At 65.4% G+C, this 18824-nt stretch carries 21 protein-coding genes; 13 read left to right on the top strand and 8 right to left on the bottom strand.

The features are described 5' to 3' along the window. Positions 1 to 3 precede the first annotated feature (3 nt). From AAC014_RS15490 to AAC014_RS15450, 9 genes are all read left to right on the top strand, one after another. Entirely contained in the window at positions 4 to 981 is a 978-nt protein-coding gene (locus AAC014_RS15490; RefSeq protein WP_339710168.1) for an LLM class flavin-dependent oxidoreductase, read from the top strand. Next, the gene (locus AAC014_RS15485) at positions 981 to 1586 is read left to right on the top strand and encodes a nicotinate-nucleotide adenylyltransferase (RefSeq protein WP_339710165.1); all 606 of its coding nucleotides are present in this window, start codon (positions 981 to 983) and stop codon (positions 1584 to 1586) included. Before AAC014_RS15490 ends, AAC014_RS15485 begins: the two co-directional genes overlap by 1 nt. 3 nt (positions 1587 to 1589) lie before the next feature. Next, positions 1590 to 1985 (top strand): ribosome silencing factor, encoded by a 396-nt coding sequence (gene rsfS, locus AAC014_RS15480; RefSeq protein ID WP_339710162.1) that lies wholly within the window; start codon positions 1590 to 1592, stop codon positions 1983 to 1985. Between the two features lies 1 nt (position 1986). Beyond that, positions 1987 to 2409, top strand: a complete 423-nt coding sequence (locus AAC014_RS15475; RefSeq protein ID WP_339710159.1) for a 23S rRNA (pseudouridine(1915)-N(3))-methyltransferase RlmH — start codon at positions 1987 to 1989, stop codon at positions 2407 to 2409. Then, on the top strand, positions 2409 to 3521 hold the full coding sequence (locus AAC014_RS15470; RefSeq protein WP_339710156.1) for a peptidoglycan DD-metalloendopeptidase family protein: 1113 nt from the start codon (positions 2409 to 2411) through the stop codon (positions 3519 to 3521). The genes AAC014_RS15475 and AAC014_RS15470 overlap by 1 nt, the downstream gene beginning before the upstream one ends. 93 nt (positions 3522 to 3614) lie before the next feature. Further along, positions 3615 to 4934, top strand: a complete 1320-nt coding sequence (locus AAC014_RS15465; protein WP_339710153.1) for a S41 family peptidase — start codon at positions 3615 to 3617, stop codon at positions 4932 to 4934. Positions 4935 to 4990: 56 nt separating this feature from the next. After that, positions 4991 to 5947 (top strand): divergent polysaccharide deacetylase family protein, encoded by a 957-nt coding sequence (locus AAC014_RS15460; RefSeq protein ID WP_339710150.1) that lies wholly within the window; start codon positions 4991 to 4993, stop codon positions 5945 to 5947. Beyond that, entirely contained in the window at positions 5940 to 6404 is a 465-nt protein-coding gene (locus tag AAC014_RS15455) for a disulfide bond formation protein B (RefSeq protein ID WP_339710147.1), read from the top strand. Before AAC014_RS15460 ends, AAC014_RS15455 begins: the two co-directional genes overlap by 8 nt. A 41-nt stretch (positions 6405 to 6445) precedes the next feature. Then, positions 6446 to 6937, top strand: coding sequence for a demethoxyubiquinone hydroxylase family protein (locus AAC014_RS15450; protein ID WP_339710382.1), 492 nt, complete (start codon positions 6446 to 6448; stop codon positions 6935 to 6937). On the opposite strand, the gene AAC014_RS15445 is transcribed toward AAC014_RS15450, so the two are convergent. The 5 genes from AAC014_RS15445 to dnaK form a co-directional block, all read right to left on the bottom strand. Then, entirely contained in the window at positions 6934 to 7419 is a 486-nt protein-coding gene (locus tag AAC014_RS15445; protein WP_339710144.1) for a GDYXXLXY domain-containing protein, read from the bottom strand. The two genes, AAC014_RS15450 and AAC014_RS15445, sit on opposite strands and share 4 nt — an antisense overlap. Next, a complete protein-coding gene (locus tag AAC014_RS15440; RefSeq protein WP_339710141.1) occupies positions 7416 to 8537 on the bottom strand; it encodes a DUF2157 domain-containing protein in 1122 nt (373 codons plus the stop codon). Before AAC014_RS15440 ends, AAC014_RS15445 begins: the two co-directional genes overlap by 4 nt. Positions 8538 to 8570: 33 nt before the next feature. Next, positions 8571 to 9212: a glutathione S-transferase family protein gene (locus AAC014_RS15435; RefSeq protein ID WP_339710138.1), complete on the bottom strand. Its 642-nt coding sequence runs from the start codon at positions 9210 to 9212 to the stop codon at positions 8571 to 8573. A 17-nt stretch (positions 9213 to 9229) separates the two neighbouring features. Further along, positions 9230 to 10363, bottom strand: a complete 1134-nt coding sequence (gene dnaJ / locus AAC014_RS15430) for a molecular chaperone DnaJ (protein ID WP_339710134.1) — start codon at positions 10361 to 10363, stop codon at positions 9230 to 9232. Between the two features lie 63 nt (positions 10364 to 10426). Then, positions 10427 to 12340: a molecular chaperone DnaK gene (gene dnaK, locus AAC014_RS15425; protein WP_339710130.1), complete on the bottom strand. Its 1914-nt coding sequence runs from the start codon at positions 12338 to 12340 to the stop codon at positions 10427 to 10429. Between the two features lie 255 nt (positions 12341 to 12595). On the opposite strand from dnaK, the gene AAC014_RS15420 reads away from it, so the two are divergent. The 4 genes from AAC014_RS15420 (at position 12596) to AAC014_RS15405 (ending at position 16736) form a co-directional block, all read left to right on the top strand. Next, positions 12596 to 13093 carry a copper chaperone PCu(A)C gene (locus AAC014_RS15420; RefSeq protein WP_339710127.1) on the top strand — a complete coding sequence of 166 codons (498 nt, stop codon included), beginning with the start codon at positions 12596 to 12598 and terminating at the stop codon, positions 13091 to 13093. Between the two features lie 22 nt (positions 13094 to 13115). Next, positions 13116 to 13565, top strand: a complete 450-nt coding sequence (locus AAC014_RS15415) for a vgr related protein (RefSeq protein WP_339710125.1) — start codon at positions 13116 to 13118, stop codon at positions 13563 to 13565. A gap of 392 nt (positions 13566 to 13957) precedes the next feature. Continuing rightward, on the top strand, positions 13958 to 15496 hold the full coding sequence (locus tag AAC014_RS15410; RefSeq protein ID WP_339710122.1) for a hypothetical protein: 1539 nt from the start codon (positions 13958 to 13960) through the stop codon (positions 15494 to 15496). A gap of 361 nt (positions 15497 to 15857) precedes the next feature. Further along, the gene (locus AAC014_RS15405; protein WP_339710120.1) at positions 15858 to 16736 is read left to right on the top strand and encodes an OmpA family protein; all 879 of its coding nucleotides are present in this window, start codon (positions 15858 to 15860) and stop codon (positions 16734 to 16736) included. A 60-nt stretch (positions 16737 to 16796) separates the two neighbouring features. Here the strand turns inward: AAC014_RS15405 and AAC014_RS15400 are convergent, their stop codons facing one another. The 3 genes from AAC014_RS15400 to hrcA are packed head-to-tail and all read right to left on the bottom strand — an operon-like array spanning position 16797 to position 18759. Continuing rightward, on the bottom strand, positions 16797 to 17180 hold the full coding sequence (locus AAC014_RS15400; RefSeq protein ID WP_339710118.1) for a lipocalin-like domain-containing protein: 384 nt from the start codon (positions 17178 to 17180) through the stop codon (positions 16797 to 16799). Continuing rightward, the gene (gene grpE, locus AAC014_RS15395; RefSeq protein ID WP_339710116.1) at positions 17180 to 17710 is read right to left on the bottom strand and encodes a nucleotide exchange factor GrpE; all 531 of its coding nucleotides are present in this window, start codon (positions 17708 to 17710) and stop codon (positions 17180 to 17182) included. The genes AAC014_RS15400 and grpE overlap by 1 nt, the downstream gene beginning before the upstream one ends. After that, positions 17707 to 18759 (bottom strand): heat-inducible transcriptional repressor HrcA, encoded by a 1053-nt coding sequence (gene hrcA / locus AAC014_RS15390; protein ID WP_339710114.1) that lies wholly within the window; start codon positions 18757 to 18759, stop codon positions 17707 to 17709. The genes grpE and hrcA overlap by 4 nt, the downstream gene beginning before the upstream one ends. Positions 18760 to 18824: the final 65 nt, after the last annotated feature.

Raw genomic sequence — 18824 nt, 5'->3', positions numbered from 1 at the left:
GGCATGATCCCGCTTTCGATCCTCGACCTCTCGCCCGTCACCGAAGGCGGCAGCGTCCGGCAGTCCTTCGCCAATTCCGTGGCGCTCGCGCAAACCGGCGAACGGCTCGGCTACCGCCGCCTCTGGCTCGCCGAACATCACGGCATGGCCGGCATCGCCAGCGCCGCGACTTCGGTGCTGATCGGCCATATCGCGGGCGCGACCTCAACGATTCGCGTCGGCGCGGGCGGCATCATGCTGCCGAACCACGCGCCGCTGCTGATCGCCGAACAATTCGGCACACTCGACGCGCTCTACCCCGGTCGCATTGATCTCGGCCTCGGCCGTGCGCCCGGCTCCGATCAGATGGTCTCGCAGGCAATCCGCCGCGACCTGCATGCAGCCTCGGAGCGCTTCCCGCAGGACGTGCAGGAGGTCATGGCCTTTTTCCGGGACGAAGGCCCAGTGCTTGCCGTGCCGGGCGGCGGCGCGAACGTCGATGTGTGGATTCTCGGCTCCAGCCTGTTCGGCGCGAGCCTCGCCGCGCACCTCGGCCTGCCCTACGCCTTCGCCTCGCACTTCGCGCCGCAGGCGCTCAGTCAGGCGATCGAGGTGTACCGCAACCACTTCAAGCCATCTGCCTACCTCGACAAACCGTATCTGATGCTCGGCTACAACGTCATCGCCGCCGATACGGACGAGGAGGCCGCCGTACTCGCAACGTCTCAGCAGCAGGCCTTCGTGCGCATGGTCACGGGCCAGCGCGGGCAACTGCCGCCGCCGATCCCCGGCTACCGCGAATCGCTGCCCGCTGAGCTTCAGGCGCATCTCGCACGCACCCTCTCCTGCTCGGCTGTAGGCAGCGCGGAGACCGTGGCGCGGCAGATGCAGGCGTTCGCAGCCGAAACCGGCGCCGACGAACTGATGGTGACGGGCATGATCTTCGACCAGGCAGCCCGGCTCCGCTCTTACGAAATCGCCGCACAGGCGGCGGGGCTGTAGTGGCCCGGATCGGCCTTATCGGCGGGTCATTCAACCCGGCGCATCAGGGCCACCGGCATATCAGTATCGAGGCGCTGCGGCGGCTCGCGCTCGACGAGGTCTGGTGGCTGGTCAGCCCGCAGAACCCCTTGAAAGAAAAAGCGGGAATGGCCCCGCTTGCCGCGCGCATGGAGTGCGCTCGGCGTGTTGCACGGCACCCGCGCATCCGTCCCACGGATATCGAGGCGTCGCTGGGCACCGTCTACACTGCCGATACGATCACCGCACTGAGGCGCGCGTTCCCGCAGCACCGCTTCATCTGGATCATGGGCGCGGACAATCTGTTGCAGTTCAGCCGCTGGAAACGCTGGCGCGACATCGCACGCGAAGTGCCGATTGCCGTAATGGCGCGGGGCGATTACATTGGGCGGGCACGCCGGGCTCCGGCCATGGCGTGGCTTCGGCGGCATATTCGCGGCGAAGCGCGTGCCAAACTCTGGGCTGAATGGGAGTTGCCGGCGATAGTGATCCTTTCGATCCCGCTCGATCCCACCTCCGCCACAGCGATCCGCACGCGCGATCCGGGATGGGCGAGCCGAATTGGTGCAACGAACCCGAAGGGATAAGGATTGTCTCCCAATAGCGCCGCGGCAACGCCCGGCGACCATGAAGGCGGAAGCTCCGAAGAGCTGCACGCCCTCATCCTGAAGTCGCTCGACGACGATCAGGCCGTCGATGTCATCGACATTCCGCTCAGCGGAAAAACGCAAATCGCCGATCACATGATCATCGCCAGCGGCCGCTCCACACGGCAGGTGGCCTCCATGGCGCAGAAGCTTGCCGAAAAGATCAAGGCGGATCTCGGCCGCGTTGTGCGCATCGAAGGCCTGCCGACCGCCGATTGGGTGCTGATCGATGCGGACGACGTGATCGTTCACCTGTTCCGCCCGGAAGTCCGCAGCTTCTACAACCTCGAGAAGATGTGGGCCTTCGACAAGACGCCGGCGGCGGCCGCAACCGCCTAAGGTGCTCCTGCATGTCATCGCGCGCGGACGCATCGGGCGCGGCCCGGAAGCTGATCTCGTCGAACGCTACCGCGCGCGGATGAACTGGCCGTTTCGCATCACCGAGCTTCCCGACAAAGGCGGCCGCGTGCCGTCACCGACCGGCGATTGCCGCACGGTGGCGCTCGATGAACGCGGCGAAAGCCTCGCTTCCACGGCGTTTGCGGAACGCCTTGGGCGCTGGCGGGATGACGGCGTGCGCGAAACCCGCTTCCTGATCGGTGCCGCTGACGGCCACGACGCTGAAACGCGCGAAGGTGCAGACCTCCTCATCAGCTTCGGCAAGACGACATGGCCCCACCTGATGGTGCGCGCGATGCTCGCCGAGCAGCTATACCGGGCAACGGCCATTCTCGCCGGCCACCCCTACCACCGCGAGGGCTGATGCGAACCGCGGCCCTCGCCTTCCTGCTCCTCGCCGCGGCAGCGCCCGCGGACAAGGCGGAACAGGATGCGCTGAAGGCCGACTCCCGCGCCGCCGCGCTGCGCCGCGACGCCGATGCCGCCGACAACAGGGCGCGCGCCGCGCGGCAGACCGCGATCGACCTTGCCCGGCGCATCCAGGACGGCGAGGCGCGCGTGAGCGCCATCGAGGCTGGAATTACCCGACTCGAGCGATTGCGGCGCCAGCAGCGCGCCCGGCTCGCCGCACAGCATGGCGAGATCAGCCGACTCCTCGCCGTGCTCCAGACCCTGAGCCGCAGGCCGGCCGGCCTCGTGCTTCTCGAACCCTCCTCCGCCGTCACGACCGCCCGTGTCAGCGCGCTTCTGGAAGCCGTTCAACCAGCGCTTCGGACGCGCACCGCCGAATACCGGCGCGCGCTTGTCGACTCCCGCACCGTGCAGGCCCGGCTCGTCGCGTCGAAGCGGCAGCTGCTCGCCGCCAACACCGAGCTTTCGCAGGCGATTCGCCAACTCGATGGCCTGCAGGCCGACCTCCGCGCCGAACGCGACTCGCTCGATCGCGAGGCCGATGAGGAGCGCGCGCAGGCGCGCACGCTGGCCGCGAAGGCGATGGACCTGCGCGGTCTCGCGGGCGCATTCGATGACAGCGCGGGAACGAACGCACGGCGGCTGGCGCCGCCCCGGCCTGTCCGGACGGCCGCCGCGGCGCTCCCCTTCCCCTATCTGCAACCCGCGGCGGGCAACATCGTGGAAGGCTTCGCTGACATGAGCCATGTCGGCGTTCGTGCGCGCGGCATCACACTCGCAACGCGCAAAGGCGCGCAGGTCGTCGCTCCTGCGAAGGGCCGGATCGCCTACGCCGGGCCGTTCCGTACGTACGGCGATATCGTCATCGTCCAGCATCCCGAGCGTTTGCTCAGCATGATGTCGGGCCTCGAACGCGTCGATGTACTTGTCGGCGAAACGGTTTCGGCCGGAACGCCGATCGGCCGCATGGGATCGCTGGAGCCCGAGCTTTACCTCGAACTCCGGCAGGGTGGCCGCCCCATCGATCCCGCGCCACATGTCCGCAAAACCGGTCGCGATGGCTGAAATCCGTTACTCGCCAATTCATCGACGCGCGGCTATGATGATGCCGACGCGCTGGGAGAGGGCCGCGCCGCCGGTCACGACAAGGAAGAAGTGATGTCTCGTAAGCTTTTGCACACGCTGATCCCCGCCGTGGCGATCGCGCTCATTCCATCGACGACCGCCGTGCAGGCGGCGAATCCGGCGAGCACCTATCGCCAGCTCGACCAGCTGATGGATGTGTTCGAGCGGGTGCGTGCCGAATATGTAGACGAAGTTACCGACGAGAAGCTGATCGAGGGCGCGATCAACGGGATGCTTTCCAGCCTCGATCCGCATTCCAGCTTCCTTAATATGCGCAACTTCGAGCGGATGCGGACGCAGACTGAGGGCGAATATGGCGGGCTCGGCCTTACCGTCAGCCAGGAAGACGGCGTGGTGAAAGTGATCGCGCCGACGGACGATACGCCCGCCGCAAGGGCCGGCATCAAGGCAGGCGACTACATCACGCATATCGACGGGGAACTCATCTACGGCCTGTCGCTTGATGATGCGGTCGACAAGATGAAGGGCGTGCCGGGCACGACCGTGAAGATCAGCGTCGTGCGCACCGGCCAGCAGAAGCCGATGGAGCTGACGCTGAAGCGCGAGATCATCTCGCTGAAGCCGGTGAAGTCCGAAGTGAAGAACAACATCGGCATCCTGCGCATCTCCGCGTTCAACAAGCAGACCGGCGAAGCGACGCGACAGGCGATCGCGGCAATGGAAAAGCAGGCGGGCGGCAAGCTGCTCGGCTTCGTGGTCGACCTGCGATCGAACCCCGGCGGGCTCCTCGATCAGGCGATCGAGGTTTCCGACGCGTTCCTGGAGCGCGGCGAGATCGTTTCGCAGCGCGGGCGCCGCAAGGGCGACGTGCAGCGCTACTACGCGCGCGAAGGCGACGACACGAAGGGCAAGCCGATCGTCGTGCTCGTCGATGAAGGCTCGGCATCCGCCGCCGAGATCGTCGCGGGGGCGCTTCAGGATCACCGCCGCGCGCTCGTGCTCGGCCAGCGCAGCTTCGGCAAGGGCTCGGTGCAGACGCTGATCCCGATGACGCAGGACACGGCGCTCCGGCTCACCACGGCGCGCTACTTCACGCCGTCGGGCCGCTCCGTGCAGGAAGCGGGCATCGAACCCGACATCACCGTGCCGCAGCTTTCGGACGCCGATTACAAGGAACGCCGCGTGATCCGCGAGGCGGACCTGCGCCAGCACCTGCGCAACGACGCGGTGAAGGACAACAAGATCATCGAGGAAGACGACAAGGAAAACCCGCGCTTCACGCGGACCGCCGCCGATCTCGAGAAGGCGGGCGTGAAGGACTACCAGCTCGACTATGCGATGAAGATCATCGGCCGGCTGGGGCCGGTGCAAACTGCAGAGGTATCCCGCTGAGCGAAGACATCGCCCCCCGTCGGGGCCGGGGACTGCTGCTCGCGCTTGGCGGCGCCGTGCTGTTCATTGGCCTTGCGACCGTGTTCGTCGAGCTGCTGCGGCCCCTCGCGCCGAGCCACGCCGCCGCGCAAACGGGCGATCAGCCGCGCCGCGTGCTGCCGCCGGAAGCCAAGGTGAAAGCGAAGGACGCTGCGACAGCGGGCACGCTGCGGCCGCCAATCGCGCAGGTTCCCGTCACCGACGTCGACAAACCCGAGATCGACGAGGCGCGGCTTGCGGCGGGTGAAACACCGCCTGTGCGGCCCGCCGCATCGGCAGCGCCGATCCCGGCAGGACCGATCGTGGCCATCGTGCTTACCGAGCTTGGCCCGAACGCGACTGCTGCGAAGGCCGCGATCGACCGACTGCCCGCCGCTGTCAGCCTCGCCTTTTCGCCCTACGCCGACGCCTCGCGCGACCTTGCCAAGGCCGCGAAGGCGGGCGGGCACGAGGTGTGGCTCTCCGTGCCGATGCAGCCGAAATCGTACCCGCGCGTCAATCCCGGCCAGAATGTGCTGCTGACGGGCGAAGCGCCCGCCGAAAACGTGCGGCGCCTGAACTGGGCGCTGTCTCGCGTTGAGGCGCCGATGGGCATCACCAATATGATGGGCAGCGCCTTCACCGAAAATGCCGCCGCGATGCGGCCGGTGCTCGATGCGTTGAAGGCGAAGCGGCTCCTCTACGTGGACGCGCGCTCCTCCGGGCGCTCCGTGGGTGAAAAGGAAGCGCGCGCCATAGGCCTCGCTTCAGCCACCAACGACCGCTTCCTCGACGAGCCGGAAACCGCGGCGAACATCCGCCGCAACCTCGACGACCTCGTCGCCACCGCGAAACGCCGCGGCTATGCGATCGGCTATGCCCGCCCCGTCTCCACGACGATCAGCGAGATCGAGCGCTGGTCGGCGGCGCTGGAAGCGGAAGGTGTGACGCTTGTGGGCGCCAGCCTCGTCGCCCGAAAGGCCAGCAATGGCTGACCGGCTGCGCGGCGCGCATCTGCTTCTTCTGCTTGGGCCGGCCGCGCTGCTGGGCGGCGCATTCGCATTCCAGCATATCGGCGGGCTGCACCCGTGCGAGATGTGCATCTGGCAGCGCTGGCCGCACGCCATCGCGCTGATCCTCGCCAGCCTCGCGCTGTTCGTGCCGGGCGCGGGCAAGCGCGCGCTGCTGCTTCTCGCCGCGCTCGCGGAACTGGTTACGGCGGGCATCGGCGTGTTCCACGCGGGCGTCGAGCAGCGCTGGTGGCAGGGCCCGAGCGCGTGCAGTGCCACGGACCTTGGCTCCGGCGACTTCTTGTCGAACGTGATGGCGACGCCGGTCGTGCAGTGCGACCAGATCGCATGGTCGCTGGCGGGCATTTCGATGGCCGGATATAATGCCATATTCTCCGGGCTGATCGCAGGAGTCGCGCTGTGGCTGATCCTGAAACGCTGAAACATCCCCTCCCCGGCGACCGGGGCGCGGACACGGCCTCCATGCTGCGCGTCGATCAGGCGGGCGAATATGGCGCCGCCCGCATCTATGAGGGGCAACTCGCGGTGATGGGGAACCGCCATCCCGACAGCACCGAGATCGCGCGGATGCGCGCGCAGGAGCAGCACCACCTCGACGTGTTCAATCGCATGGTCGTGGAGCGGGGCGTCCGGCCGACGGCGCTGGCGCCCTTCTGGCATGTCGCGGGCTATGCGCTCGGCGCGGCGACCGCGCTGATGGGGCCGCGCGCGGCAATGGCGTGCACAGCCGCGATCGAGACAGAGATCGACCGCCACTATGCCGAGCAGGCCGAAGCGCTTGGCGACAGCGATCCCGAGCTGAAGGCGCGTATCGAGGAATTCGCCGAAGAAGAACGCGAGCACCGCGATACGGCGATTGCGCACGGCGCCGAGCAGGCGCCCGCCTATCCGCTGCTTTCCGCCGCGATCCGCGCGGGGTGCCGGGCGGCGATCGCGATTTCCAAGCGGATCTAGTTCGCGGGTTCGAGCCTGTCGTTGACGAGGCGGCCGCCGCGCGTGAGCTGCGCGACCACCACCATCGGCTCGCGGCGCAGCATATCCTCAAGCTTGGGCGCGCTCGTCTCTGACACGAAGATGCGGCTTGAGAAGTCCGGCACCTGACCGGGTGCGACGTTCAACCGCCTGATGTTGCTGCCGTTTACATCGATATAGGCCGGGCACGCCGTGCCCGGCGCCACCATCGTCGCCACGATCTCTCCCGCCTGTTCGGACAGGCAAAGACCACAGGCCGTGCCCGTGCAGACGGCGGGATCGCCAGCTACGCGCCAGTCATAGCGGAACTGGATGAAGCGGCCGCGGATAGGGTCGCGCGGATCGAAGCCTGCGATCGGAATACGCCATTCGGACGCGCCCGAAAGCCCCGCCTCGCGCGCGGCAATGCTGAGCAGGAGGCCGACGAGCGGGAGGAGCAGGGCAAAGGCAAGCCAGCGCTTCATGCACGTGTCCTCCCGACGAGGGCGAACACGCGGCGCCAGCCGAGCGCGAGCGCGATGAGGAGGATGCCGCCGATGATGAGCCCGGCGCCGGTCGTCGCCAGCGAGCCGAACAGCTCGAAATAGATGATGAAAATGCGGATGCCGACCGCCGCGATGGCGACGCCGAACAGCGCGCGCCAGCCGGAGACGATCGCGGCGCGGGCGATGACGCCCCACATCGCCATGTAGATGAGCGCACCGGCGAGGCGCGCGGGCCAGCCGTCTGCGTGGGGGACCACAGTTGCCAGCAGCAGTGCCGCCATCGGGGCGGCGATGATCGGCAGCAACATCGCCTGCGGGATCATTCGCCAGCGGCGACCGGCCCAGACAGCCGCTGCTGCGACGACGACCGGAACGACAAGGCGCACGGCCATCTCTCCGGCTTCAGTCGAGGTTACCGTTCCAGCCCACACGAAATGCGCAAAGCTCACCCCGCCGAGCCAGATGATTACACCCACCTCGCGCAGCCCGTCTGCGAAGCTGAGGCGATTGCGCCACGGAAGCAGTGACAGACCAATGAGCAGGACAGGCCCTGCGATCGCGAGGCCGTGGACAAAATACCAGAGCCCGGCGGCGTGCTCGTTTTCCAGCGCCAGCGACGCCAGCGTCCCAAGCAGCATACCCGCCCAGCCATAGGCCACGAGCCGCGTGCTGCCCGCGAGTAGCATCGCGGGGGTCATCAAGAGAAGCCAGGGCACGAGTGCCTGCCACATCGGGCCGGTGAGCTGATAGACCTGCGAATGGAGCGCGATGCCCGCGAGGACGAGCGCGGCGAGCAGGAACAGCGCGCCTTCCTTCAGCCAGCGATTGCCGCGCGCGGCGCCAACCCAGACGGCAACAGCCGCAGCGGCGGTCAGCACCAGATGAGCGCCGAGCTTCAGCCAGTCCGCAATAACGTCCCAGTTCGCGGCGACGATGAGCGCGAGGCCGAGCGCCAGCGCGAACAGGCCGAGGCCGACGATCGCCCAGAGCACGTAGGGACGATCGTTCGCCTCCTCATGGGCGCGGATACGCGCGGCGGCATCGGCATCGATGAGACCGGCGGCGACCCACGCCTCAAGCTTGCTTTCCAGCGACATGGCACGGACTGTGACGAAGTCGCGGCACCCTGTCTAGGCGGCGAGAAACGCCTTCTCTTCCGCCACGACCGCCGCGAAAGACGGCCGGGACAAGATCGTGGGCAGCCATGCGCCAAGCCGGGGATGCTTCGCGCAATCAACATCGAGCGCGCAGTGCGACAGATTCACGAACGGGCTCGCCACCGCGATATCGGCAAGGCTGAACGCATCGCCGACGAGGAAGCCGCCGGGCGCGGGCACGACGCCTTCCAGATAGTCGAACAGGCGGGGGAGTTCGGCAATGCCCTGCTGCACCATGTCCTCGCTGCCCGCCTGCTTCAGGAAGCGCGGGGCAACGACGCGGTTGAAGAACACTTTCCCGGCGGAGGCGGTGACGATGGTGTCGCCGAACTCATCGAACCAGACCGTTCGGCCAAGATCCTCCGGCGTCTGCGGGATGAGCCGGTGTTCGGGATATTTTGCATCGAGATAGTGAATGATCGCCGAGGAATCGGAGATGCCGAAATCGCCGTCGCGAAACGCGGGCATCTTTCCGAAGGGCGAGACGGAGAGGAAATCGGGATCGTGCGACTGAAGTCCCGCGGCCACCAGCTCGTAGTTGAGGCCTTTCTCGGCGAGCACCACGACAACCTTGCGAACGAACGGCGACAGTGTCGATCCGTAAACCTTGATCATCGCGCTCTCCTCTGCGGCTAATCGGTCAGTTCATCCCATTTGGCACGAATCTTCGCGAAGAAACCGTGGCTTTCCGGGCAGCTTGCCGCCTCGGGCTCCAATGCCTGGAACTCCTCCAGCAGTTCGCGCTGACGCTTCGACAGCCGCGTCGGCGTTTCGATCTCGACCTCGATGATGAGATCGCCGCGGCCGCTCCCGTTCAGCGGCGGCATTCCGTGGCCGCGCCGCGAGAATTGCTTGCCGCTCTGCGTGCCGGCCGGAACCTTGAGTTCCACCGCCTCGCGATCGATCGAAGGCACCTCGACCGTGCCGCCGAGCGCCGCGAGCGTCATCGGCACCGGCACCTTCACATAGAGATTGGTGCCGTCGCGTTCGAAAATGTCGTGCGGTTCGAGATGCACGAAGATGTAGAGATCGCCCGGAGGTCCGCCGCGCGCGCCGGCCTCGCCCTCGCCCGACAGGCGGATGCGCGTGCCGTCGTCCACGCCCGCAGGGATGCGCACGTCGAGCGACTTGTGCTTGTCGACGCGGCCCGCGCCGTGACATTCCTTGCAAGGATCGGAGATGACGCGCCCCGCGCCGTGGCAGTTCGGGCAGGTGCGCTCCATCAGGAACATGCCCTGCTGCACGCGCACCTTGCCGTGGCCGCCGCAGGTGCCGCAGGTGTTGGCGGTGGCGCCCGGCGCGGCGCCGGAGCCACTGCAGGGCTCGCAAACCGTGGCGACATCGATCTCGATGGTGCGGGTGTTGCCCGCGAAGGCTTCCTCAAGGCTGAGCTTCAGGTCGAAACGGAGGTCCGCACCGCGCATGGCGCTGCTGCGCTGCCGCTGGCGCCCGCCGCCCATGAACTCGCCGAAAATGCCTTCGAAAATGTCCGCGAAGTCGCCGAAGCCGGCACCGCCCGCGCCGTTGCCGGGGCCACCGTTCTCAAACGCGGCCTTGCCGTAGCGATCATAGGCGGCGCGTTTCTGATCGTCCTTCAGGCAGTCATAGGCTTCGTTGATCGCCTTGAACTTCGCCTCGGAATCCGTGCAGCCGCCGTTTTTGTCCGGGTGATACTGCATGGCGAGGCGACGGTAGGCGGACTTGATCGTCGCTCCGTCCGCACTGCGCTCGACGCCAAGGAGTTCATAGTAATCGGCTTCAACCATACGCCCGGCCTGCCCCCGCTGGCACGGCGGCCACCCGTTCCCGGATGACCGCCGTTCCTGACTTTACGCCTTCTTGTCTTCGTCGACTTCGGAGAACTCGGCGTCGACGACGTCCTCGTCCGAAGGAGAGGACGCGGAGGCCTGTGCATCGCCTTCCGGTGACGCAGCGGCGGCTTCCGCCTTGTAGATCGCCTCGCCGAGCTTCATCGCTTCCTGCGCGAGCGCCTGCGTCTTGGCGTTGATGTCGTCGACGTCGTCACTGTCGAGCACGGACTTCAGCGCGGCGACGGCGGTTTCGATGCTGCCCTTCGTGGAGGCATCCACCTTGTCGCCATGCTCGGCGAGCTGCTTCTCGGTCGAGTGGACGAGGCTGTCCGCCTGGTTGCGGGCCTCGGCCTTCGCGCGGCGCTTCTTGTCGTCGTCGGCGAACTTCTCGGCATCCTTGACCATCTGCTCGATGTCATTGTCCGAAAGACCGCCCGACGCCTGGATGCGGATCTGCTGTTCCTTGCCGGTGCCCTTGTCCTTCGCCGAGACGTTGACGATGCCGTTCGCATCGATGTCGAACGTCACCTCGATCTGCGGGACACCGCGCGGCGCCGGCGGGATGCCGACCAGATCGAACTGGCCGAGCGCCTTGTTGTCCGCCGCCATCTCGCGCTCGCCCTGGAAGACGCGGATCGTCACCGCGCCCTGATTGTCCTCGGCGGTCGAGTAGACCTGGCTCTTCTTCGTCGGGATCGTCGTGTTGCGATCGATCATGCGCGTGAACACGCCACCCAGCGTCTCGATGCCGAGCGACAGCGGCGTCACGTCGAGCAGCAGCACGTCCTTGACGTCGCCCTGCAGCACGCCCGCCTGAATGGCGGCGCCCATCGCGACGACCTCATCGGGGTTGACGCCCGTGTGCGGCTCCTTGCCGAAGAACTTCTTCACCTCTTCGCGGACGAGCGGCATACGCGTCATACCGCCGACGAGGACGACCTCGTCGATCTTGTCCTTGTCGAGCCCGGCGTCCTTCAGGGCCTTACGGCACGGCTCCAGCGTGCGGGCGACCAGATCGCCGACTAGCTTTTCAAGGTCGGCGCGCGTGATCGTCTTCACGAGGTGCTTCGGGCCGTTCTGGTCGGCGGTGATGAACGGGAGGTTCACCTCCGTCGCCTGCGCGGACGACAGCTCGATCTTCGCCTTCTCGGCCGCTTCCTTGAGGCGCTGCAGCGCAAGACGGTCGGAGCGGAGGTCGATGCCTTCGTCCTTCTTGAAACCGTCGGCGAGCGAATCGACGATCTTGGCGTCGAAGTCCTCGCCGCCGAGGAAGGTGTCGCCGTTCGTGGACTTCACCTCGAACACGCCGTCGCCAATCTCGAGGATCGACACGTCGAAGGTGCCGCCGCCAAGGTCATAGACCGCGATCGTCTTGCCGTCGTTCTTCTCAAGCCCGTAGGCAAGCGCCGCCGCGGTCGGCTCGTTGATGATGCGCAGCACTTCAAGACCCGCGATCTTGCCGGCATCCTTGGTCGCCTGGCGCTGCGCGTCGTTGAAGTAGGCGGGCACGGTGATGACGGCCTGTGTGACGGTCTCGCCGAGATAGGATTCGGCGGTTTCCTTCATCTTCTGGAGAATGAAGGCAGAGACCTGCGACGGGCTGTAATCCTCCCCGCCGGCCTTTACCCACGCGTCGCCATTGCCGCCCTTCACGATGTGATAGGGGACGAGCGCCATATCCTTCTTGGTGACCGGATCGTCGAAACGGCGGCCAATCAGGCGCTTCACGGCGAACACCGTATTGTCCGGGTTCGTCACCGCCTGGCGCTTCGCCGGCTGGCCGACGAGACGCTCGCCATCCTTTGTGAAGGCGACCATCGACGGCGTCGTGCGCGCACCTTCCGCGTTCTCGATAACCTTGGGCTTGCTGCCTTCCATCACGGCGACGCAGCTGTTGGTCGTGCCAAGGTCGATACCGATTACCTTGCCCATATCTCCCGTGCTTCCTCTTTCAAATGCCAAGCAGGAACAAACAATTGATCCCGCCACTGCGCAGATTTGCCGCAGCGTCGTTGATCTACGCGGGCGATGTAAGAACAGCGCCAGCACCATACAAGGGCGTGCGCACGCCGCCGATGCGTTTTGCATGTGCGACGAGGACGTGCTGCCGCATGGCGCAACCGCCCCGAGCTGTGGCATGAAGCGTTCATGCGGAGCGTGGATGCCTCTGGCGAAGGATACAAGATCTTGGCGCGTATCGACAGAAACCTTGGAATCGCGGCGTGTGTGACCGCCCTGTTGCTGCTGGTGGCGGCGGCGATCGGCGGCCGGGCACTGGCAGCCCCCCCCACCCCGCCGGCCGTGAGCAATGTGTGGATCCGCCTGCCCGTCGTCGCGGGCCGACCGGCCGCAATGTACGCCACGATCACGGGCGGCCCGCTCGCGGATCGGCTGATCGCCGTGGAAGGCCCGAAACCTGCGCGCTTCGAACTGCACGCGAGCAAGGCCGAGAACGGCGTGATGCGCATGGTCCCGCTCGTCGGGCTGCCTTTGAAACCGGGCCAGAAGATCGAACTGAAGCCGGGCGCAATGCACGTGATGGTGTTCGGCCTGCCGGAGACGAAACCCGATTCGCGCGTACCGCTGACATTCGTGTTCGAAAAGGCCGGCCGCGTCGCGGTTTCCGCGCACGCGATGAGCGCAACCGCGCCAGAGATGAAGGCCGGAGAGCACACCCATCATTAGACCGCTGACGGACGGTGAACGCATGATGGCGCGCCGCGCCTTCGGCGACGCGATCGATCTCACGCGCGTCACCCTCCGGCGCGCGAAATGGTGGTGGCTGCAACCCGCGTGGGTAGTGATGGCGCCCGACGGGCACATCTGGTTCCACCCCAACAACGCCTCCTGGCGCGACGATTTCAGCCGCGCATCGCTGTTCCTGCAAGGCCTCATCATCCACGAACTGACGCACGTGTGGCAGCACCAGCAGGGCGTAAACCTGATCCTGAGGCGCGGACCGCTGGCGCGCTACGACTACCTCCCCTTGAAACCCGGCCTCGGCTTTTCCGACTACGGTTTGGAGCAGCAGGCGGAAATCGTCCGCGACGCCTACGTGAAACGCCTGGGCGGCGAGATACCGGGCACCCCGCCGCTTGCGACCTATGATGCGTTGTTGCCGTTTCGGGGGGAGCGCGGGGAGCGGAGGATTGCTTAGCCGGGCCTGCGCGCTCGGCTTAGCAGCGAGAGACGCATCCGTTAAGACGGCCTGCAGACGGAAGGCGGCGGCTCCTTTTCAAAAGGCATCCAAATCATCGCCTTTTGAAACAATCTCCGCTCATAAATACTAGTATTCACGAATATGTAACTTCCCCAATCAACTAATTTTCCGCTATTGATTGCCATGTAAAAGTGGCCTTCGCTTGCGAATTAGGGGGAGTTATGTCGAAAAATTCTGGAATACCGTCCGCAACTCTGCTCCTGCTTGGAGCGTGCGGCGGTTCTGGAAGCGGTGGAGTCAATACTCCGCCACCGCCGCCGCCAGCACCGACCAACACAATAATCACAGACCTGAAAGCTTCCCAGAATTTCGTTAGCGACGCCGCCGGAATGAAGGTTTCGTTTGATACCGTCACAAATACCGGGATCAACGGAGAAATTCGCCCAAATAGTCTGACGATCAGTTACAACGCAGACACGAAGACTTATAGCGTCAGCGCCGATGGCCGAAGCCAGAATTTCACGCCAGCAGACATAAAGTCCAACGCCGATGGGGAGACCATCTACGAAAAGCCGGACGGGGCGCATGAACATCTGACGATCGTAACGACACCCTACTCAAGCTCTACGTCCAACAAATATGTCGGCTTGGCCTACTGGCAGCGCAATGTGCTGACCGACACACGGCAAGACATGGACTTTTACGTTCTGACTTATGGCCTGCCGACCGCTGCAGCAGGCGTTCCCAGAACGGGCACCGCAGGATTTCGAACGGATACTTTTGGCGCTGTCTCTTTCCCCGGGGAGGAACCGCGATCCTTTAATGGACAGGGCGAGTTCAGCGTTGATTTCGCTGCCGGCGTATTCTCGACCCACAGCTACCTTACCGAGACGACATTGGTGACGGGTGGGAGTGAATCCGGCGGCGGCATGGAATTCATCGGCGCGGGACACTTGTCGTCAAGCGACGGCAGTTTCTCGGGCAATGCACTGTACCGGGGTAGATTTGGAGGGGCTGCAGGCACATTGAGCGGCCGCTTCTACGGCCCGGCCGGCGAGGAACTTGGCGGCGCTTTTTCCGGCTCGAACACGGCCGGAATGACAGTTGTGGGCGGATTCACCGGGCAGAGAGACGCGAATGTTATCCCGGAAAATCTTACCCTCACCAACCTCACGAAATCACAGCTTTTCTATACGCGCTTCCAGCACAATCTGGTTGGCCAGTTAAACCGACAGAATTCTGAAACGTTCAGCTACAGCACGCCTACGTCCGACCTTTATGGCGGTCATTTCACGATCAACGACAAAGTCGCGAGCAGCGACCCCAATTTCGTGACCTATCGCAAGAGTTTCAGCAGCAGCTACGACACGCAGGATGTCGAGTTGCGGCTTTACAAGCCGGGGCCGGACAACAGTGAGCTCGCGCTCACCTATGCAAGCTTCGTTCACTATTCGACCAGCGTTCCCTTCGCAGGTGGCAGAACGGCAATCGAACAATATGCCGCCTACGGCTTAGAGACCCCGCCCGGCCTGCTTGCTGGCAAAACCGGCACGGGCTCCTATAGCGGCGTCCTTTATGCCACTGGCCAACAGTATCCCTCGACCACGTCCTACGCCGTGAAAGGCACGTCGCAGTTCACTGTCGACTTTGGAGCGCAGAGCTACACCGGCGTGCTCGGCATGGCAGGCACGGCCTCGGACGGAAGCGGCACAGTCGAATTCGGCAATTACGACGTTGCCGGCACGCTGGGCATGGTCGGGGCAAGCGGCACAGTGAGCCGAAACGGCACCCCGACGGGGGAATTCACCCCATTTTTCTACGGCCCCGACGGCGAGGAGATCGTTGCTCCCTTCTCAACGACCGCGCCGATTGGAGCGCCGGGTGCCGGCATTACGATCGCAGGCGTTGCTGCCGCAAAGCGGGAGTGAATCGGCACATGGGGTTGGTGGTGTAGCGCCCAAGTGCGCACCTTGGCCCCCTCCCAAATGCGGCGTTAGAAAGCCGTTTCGACGATAACAGTCTCCAGCGCCTTCGAGGGGCCGGGGGCGATTCTGCACGTGCGCGGCATCGGCTCGCCGCATGAGACTCTCGAAACGTCTCCGTAATACTGGCGTTAACCACAATGTTGTGTCCGAAGGATGCATCCGAACACGCAAGGCATCCGTGACGTTCGGGTTCGGCGCCAGGGAGGGGACTCCGGCAGCCGGATACGGCGTCGCGGAAGATGCAGATCGGACGGCACGCGCGCCCACGCGCGGTCGGTTGGGTCGAATTTGAAGGAGCAACACGATGAGCGTCATTTCCAAAAGTCCGAGAATGTTCTTGCTGCTTGCGCTTTCCGGCCTGGTGCCGGCCAGTTTGCATGCGCAGCCGCAGGATATGAGCGCGACCGACCCGTCCATAGACGTGAACGCCTATCCGCCGGCCGACCTTTCGGGGATGCCCGAAGGGCCTGATGTCGAAGGCTTCATCGCGGCCCGCAAGGACCAGAAGATGCTGGTCACCATCCCGGGCGGCGCGAAACAGACGGTTTTCATCAGCGAGGCGACGAAGGTGAAATCCAGCGGCGGCTTCCTCGGGGCGAGCAGCAAGAAACTGGCCTTGGACGCACTGCTGAACGGTCTGCCGGTCACCATCAAGACGGTGCAGTGGGGGCAAGGGCTGGTGGCGAGCCAGGTCGCGCTCAAGAACAAGGACCTCAAGACCGCGTCGATGATCCACAACGCGACCGACCAGCGCTTTGCCGAGCAGTCCGCAGCGACGGAGGCACTTCGCGGCCGCGTGGCGGATATCGATCAGTATAATGTGAAAAACACGATGAGCGTGAACTTCGACACCGGCAAGGCCGTGCTGTCGGACCAGGCGAAAACCGATCTCTGCGCGGCCGCGAGCGAGGCCGAAGCGATGGACAACGCGCTGCTGCTTGTCGTCGGCTACACCGATTCCACGGGAAGCGAGGAATATAACCAGGTTCTGAGCGAGAAGCGCGCCGCGCGGGTCGTGAATTTCCTGCAGCAGGCCTGCGGCTGGAAGCCGTATCGTATGCTGACGCCCACCGGAATGGCCGAAGCGGATCCGGCGGCAAGCAACGACTCCGCCGAAGGCAAGGCACAGAACCGCCGCGTTGCCGTGAACATTCTGGTCAGCAAGGGCCTCGACGGGATTTGAGGCATTCGGGGTGGGTTTCGCGCCCACCCCGTCGATTTTCCCGGTGGCGAAGCGCTGCGGTTAAACCGCCCGCACCCAGATGAGGTCGTGGAAGAACTCGGCACCCGAGCGGCTGGTTTCGGGGGGCGTGCGGAGCAGAAGGCGGCCGTCGCCGCTGGGATCGAATTCAACCACGCGGCGCGTGAGCGTCGTGCCGACCCAGCGCTGGACAGTGGCGTGCTCGACGGCGTGATGCACGTCGTCGCCCTCTCGCTGCCAGCGCCCCGCGTAAGCGATGACGAGCGGGTCGGCGCCGTCCATCTGCCGCGTGAGGATCGCGCTCACATGGCCCTCGGGATGGTAGAAGATGCGCCCGCTCGCATCGAGCACGTAGGGATCGCCGTCGCGAAACTCGACCCACTGGTCGAGCTGCCATACGCCGCAGATGGGATCGGGCTCAGCCATCAGGCTTCCTTCGCAACAGTGACCATCGCGGGGCGCAGCAGGCGATCCTTGAGGACATAGCCCGTTTGCAGCTCGGCAACGATCTGGCCGGGCTCGGCGCCTTCCTGCACGACTTCGAGCATCGCCTGGTGCCGGTTCGGATCAAGCTTCTGGCCGACGCTTTCGACACGGGCGATACCGTGCTTCTCGAACGCCTTCAGCAGCTCCTTCTCGGTGATCTCGACGCCCGAAAGCAGCGGGCTGGCCACGACATCGTCCTTCGCGGCGGCATCGAGCGCGCGGCGGAGGTTATCGGCAACACCGAGCAGATCGCGCGCGAAGCCGGTGACGGCGTAGGCGACCGCATCCGCCTTCTCCCGCTCAAGACGGCGGCGGACGTTTTCCGATTCGGCGACGGCGCGGAGCAGCCGGTCCTTGAGATCGGCGATCTCGGCGTCCTTCTCGGCGAGCGGGTCGGCCTCCGGCGTCTCCACCGGCTGTTCGGCGGCGGCGATCTCTTCGGGAGTCAGCTTTTCGTTGTCTTCAATCATCCTATCAGCCTGCTGAGTGTTCGAGCGGTATAGTCCACCATGGGCACGATGCGTGCATAGTTAAGGCGCGTGGGACCGATGACGCCCACGACGCCGACGATCCGGCCTTCGGCGCCGCTGTATGGCGCGGCGATAACCGATGAACCGGAGAGCGAGAAGAGCTTGTTTTCAGAGCCGATGAAGATTTTCATGGCCCGCGCCTCGCGCGCATCGTCGAGCACGCGCAGCATTTCGACCTTGTCGTCGAGATCGGCGAGCAGCGAACGCACGCGCTGCAAATCCGCCTCCGCCGCATCATCGAGCAGGTGCGACTGGCCGCGCACGATGAGCACGGCGCGATCGGCATCGTCCGAAGACCAGCTGGCGATACCGCGCGCGATGAGATCATGCGTGGCGCTGTCGATCAGCGCGCGTTCGGTTTCGATCTCCAGCTTCAGCAGCGCCGTGGCGTCGGCGAGCGTGGAGCCGGCAAGGCGCGCGGTCAGATAGTTCCCCGCCTCGATGAGCGCCGCGGGGGACACCGGATATTCCATTTCGACGATGCGGTTTTCGACCGTGCCATCGTCCGCGACGAGGATCGCGAGAATGCGCGTCGGCGACAATGCCGTGAAACTCGCCTGCCGCAGCACGCGCTCGGTGCGCGGCACCATGACCACGGCGGCGCAGGACGAGAGGCCGGAGAGGACCGCAGTCGCGCGCGAAAGCACGTCCTCCACGGCGCGATCGGGCGCGCGGAGACCGGCTTCGATCGCGGCGCGCTCCTCCGCGCCCGCCTCGCTCGCCTGCATCATGCCGTCGACGAACAGGCGCAGGCCGAAATCGGTGGGCACGCGGCCTGCCGAGGTGTGCGGACTGCCGAGCAGGCCAACGCGCTCCAAATCGTGGAGCACGCTACGGATCGAGGCCGACGAGAGGCCGAGACTGTCGGCGCGCGTCGCGAGAGTCTTCGAACCGACCGGCGTGCCCGAAGCGATATATTCCTCGACCACCTGCCGGAACACGGCGCGTGCGCGGTCGGAAAGCTCTGATATGGTCGGACCGCTCGTCATCGCAGCGCAATGTAGGGTGGCGCTGCGCCCCTCTCAAGTGATCTGGACCCCGGTGTCGCGAGCCG

The sequence above is a fragment of the uncultured Sphingosinicella sp. genome, from assembly GCF_963974575.1.
Lineage (GTDB): Bacteria > Pseudomonadota > Alphaproteobacteria > Sphingomonadales > Sphingomonadaceae > Sphingosinicella.
The sequence above is the reverse complement of the archived record's forward strand: the minus strand, read 5'-3'. Positions and strand labels throughout refer to the sequence as shown.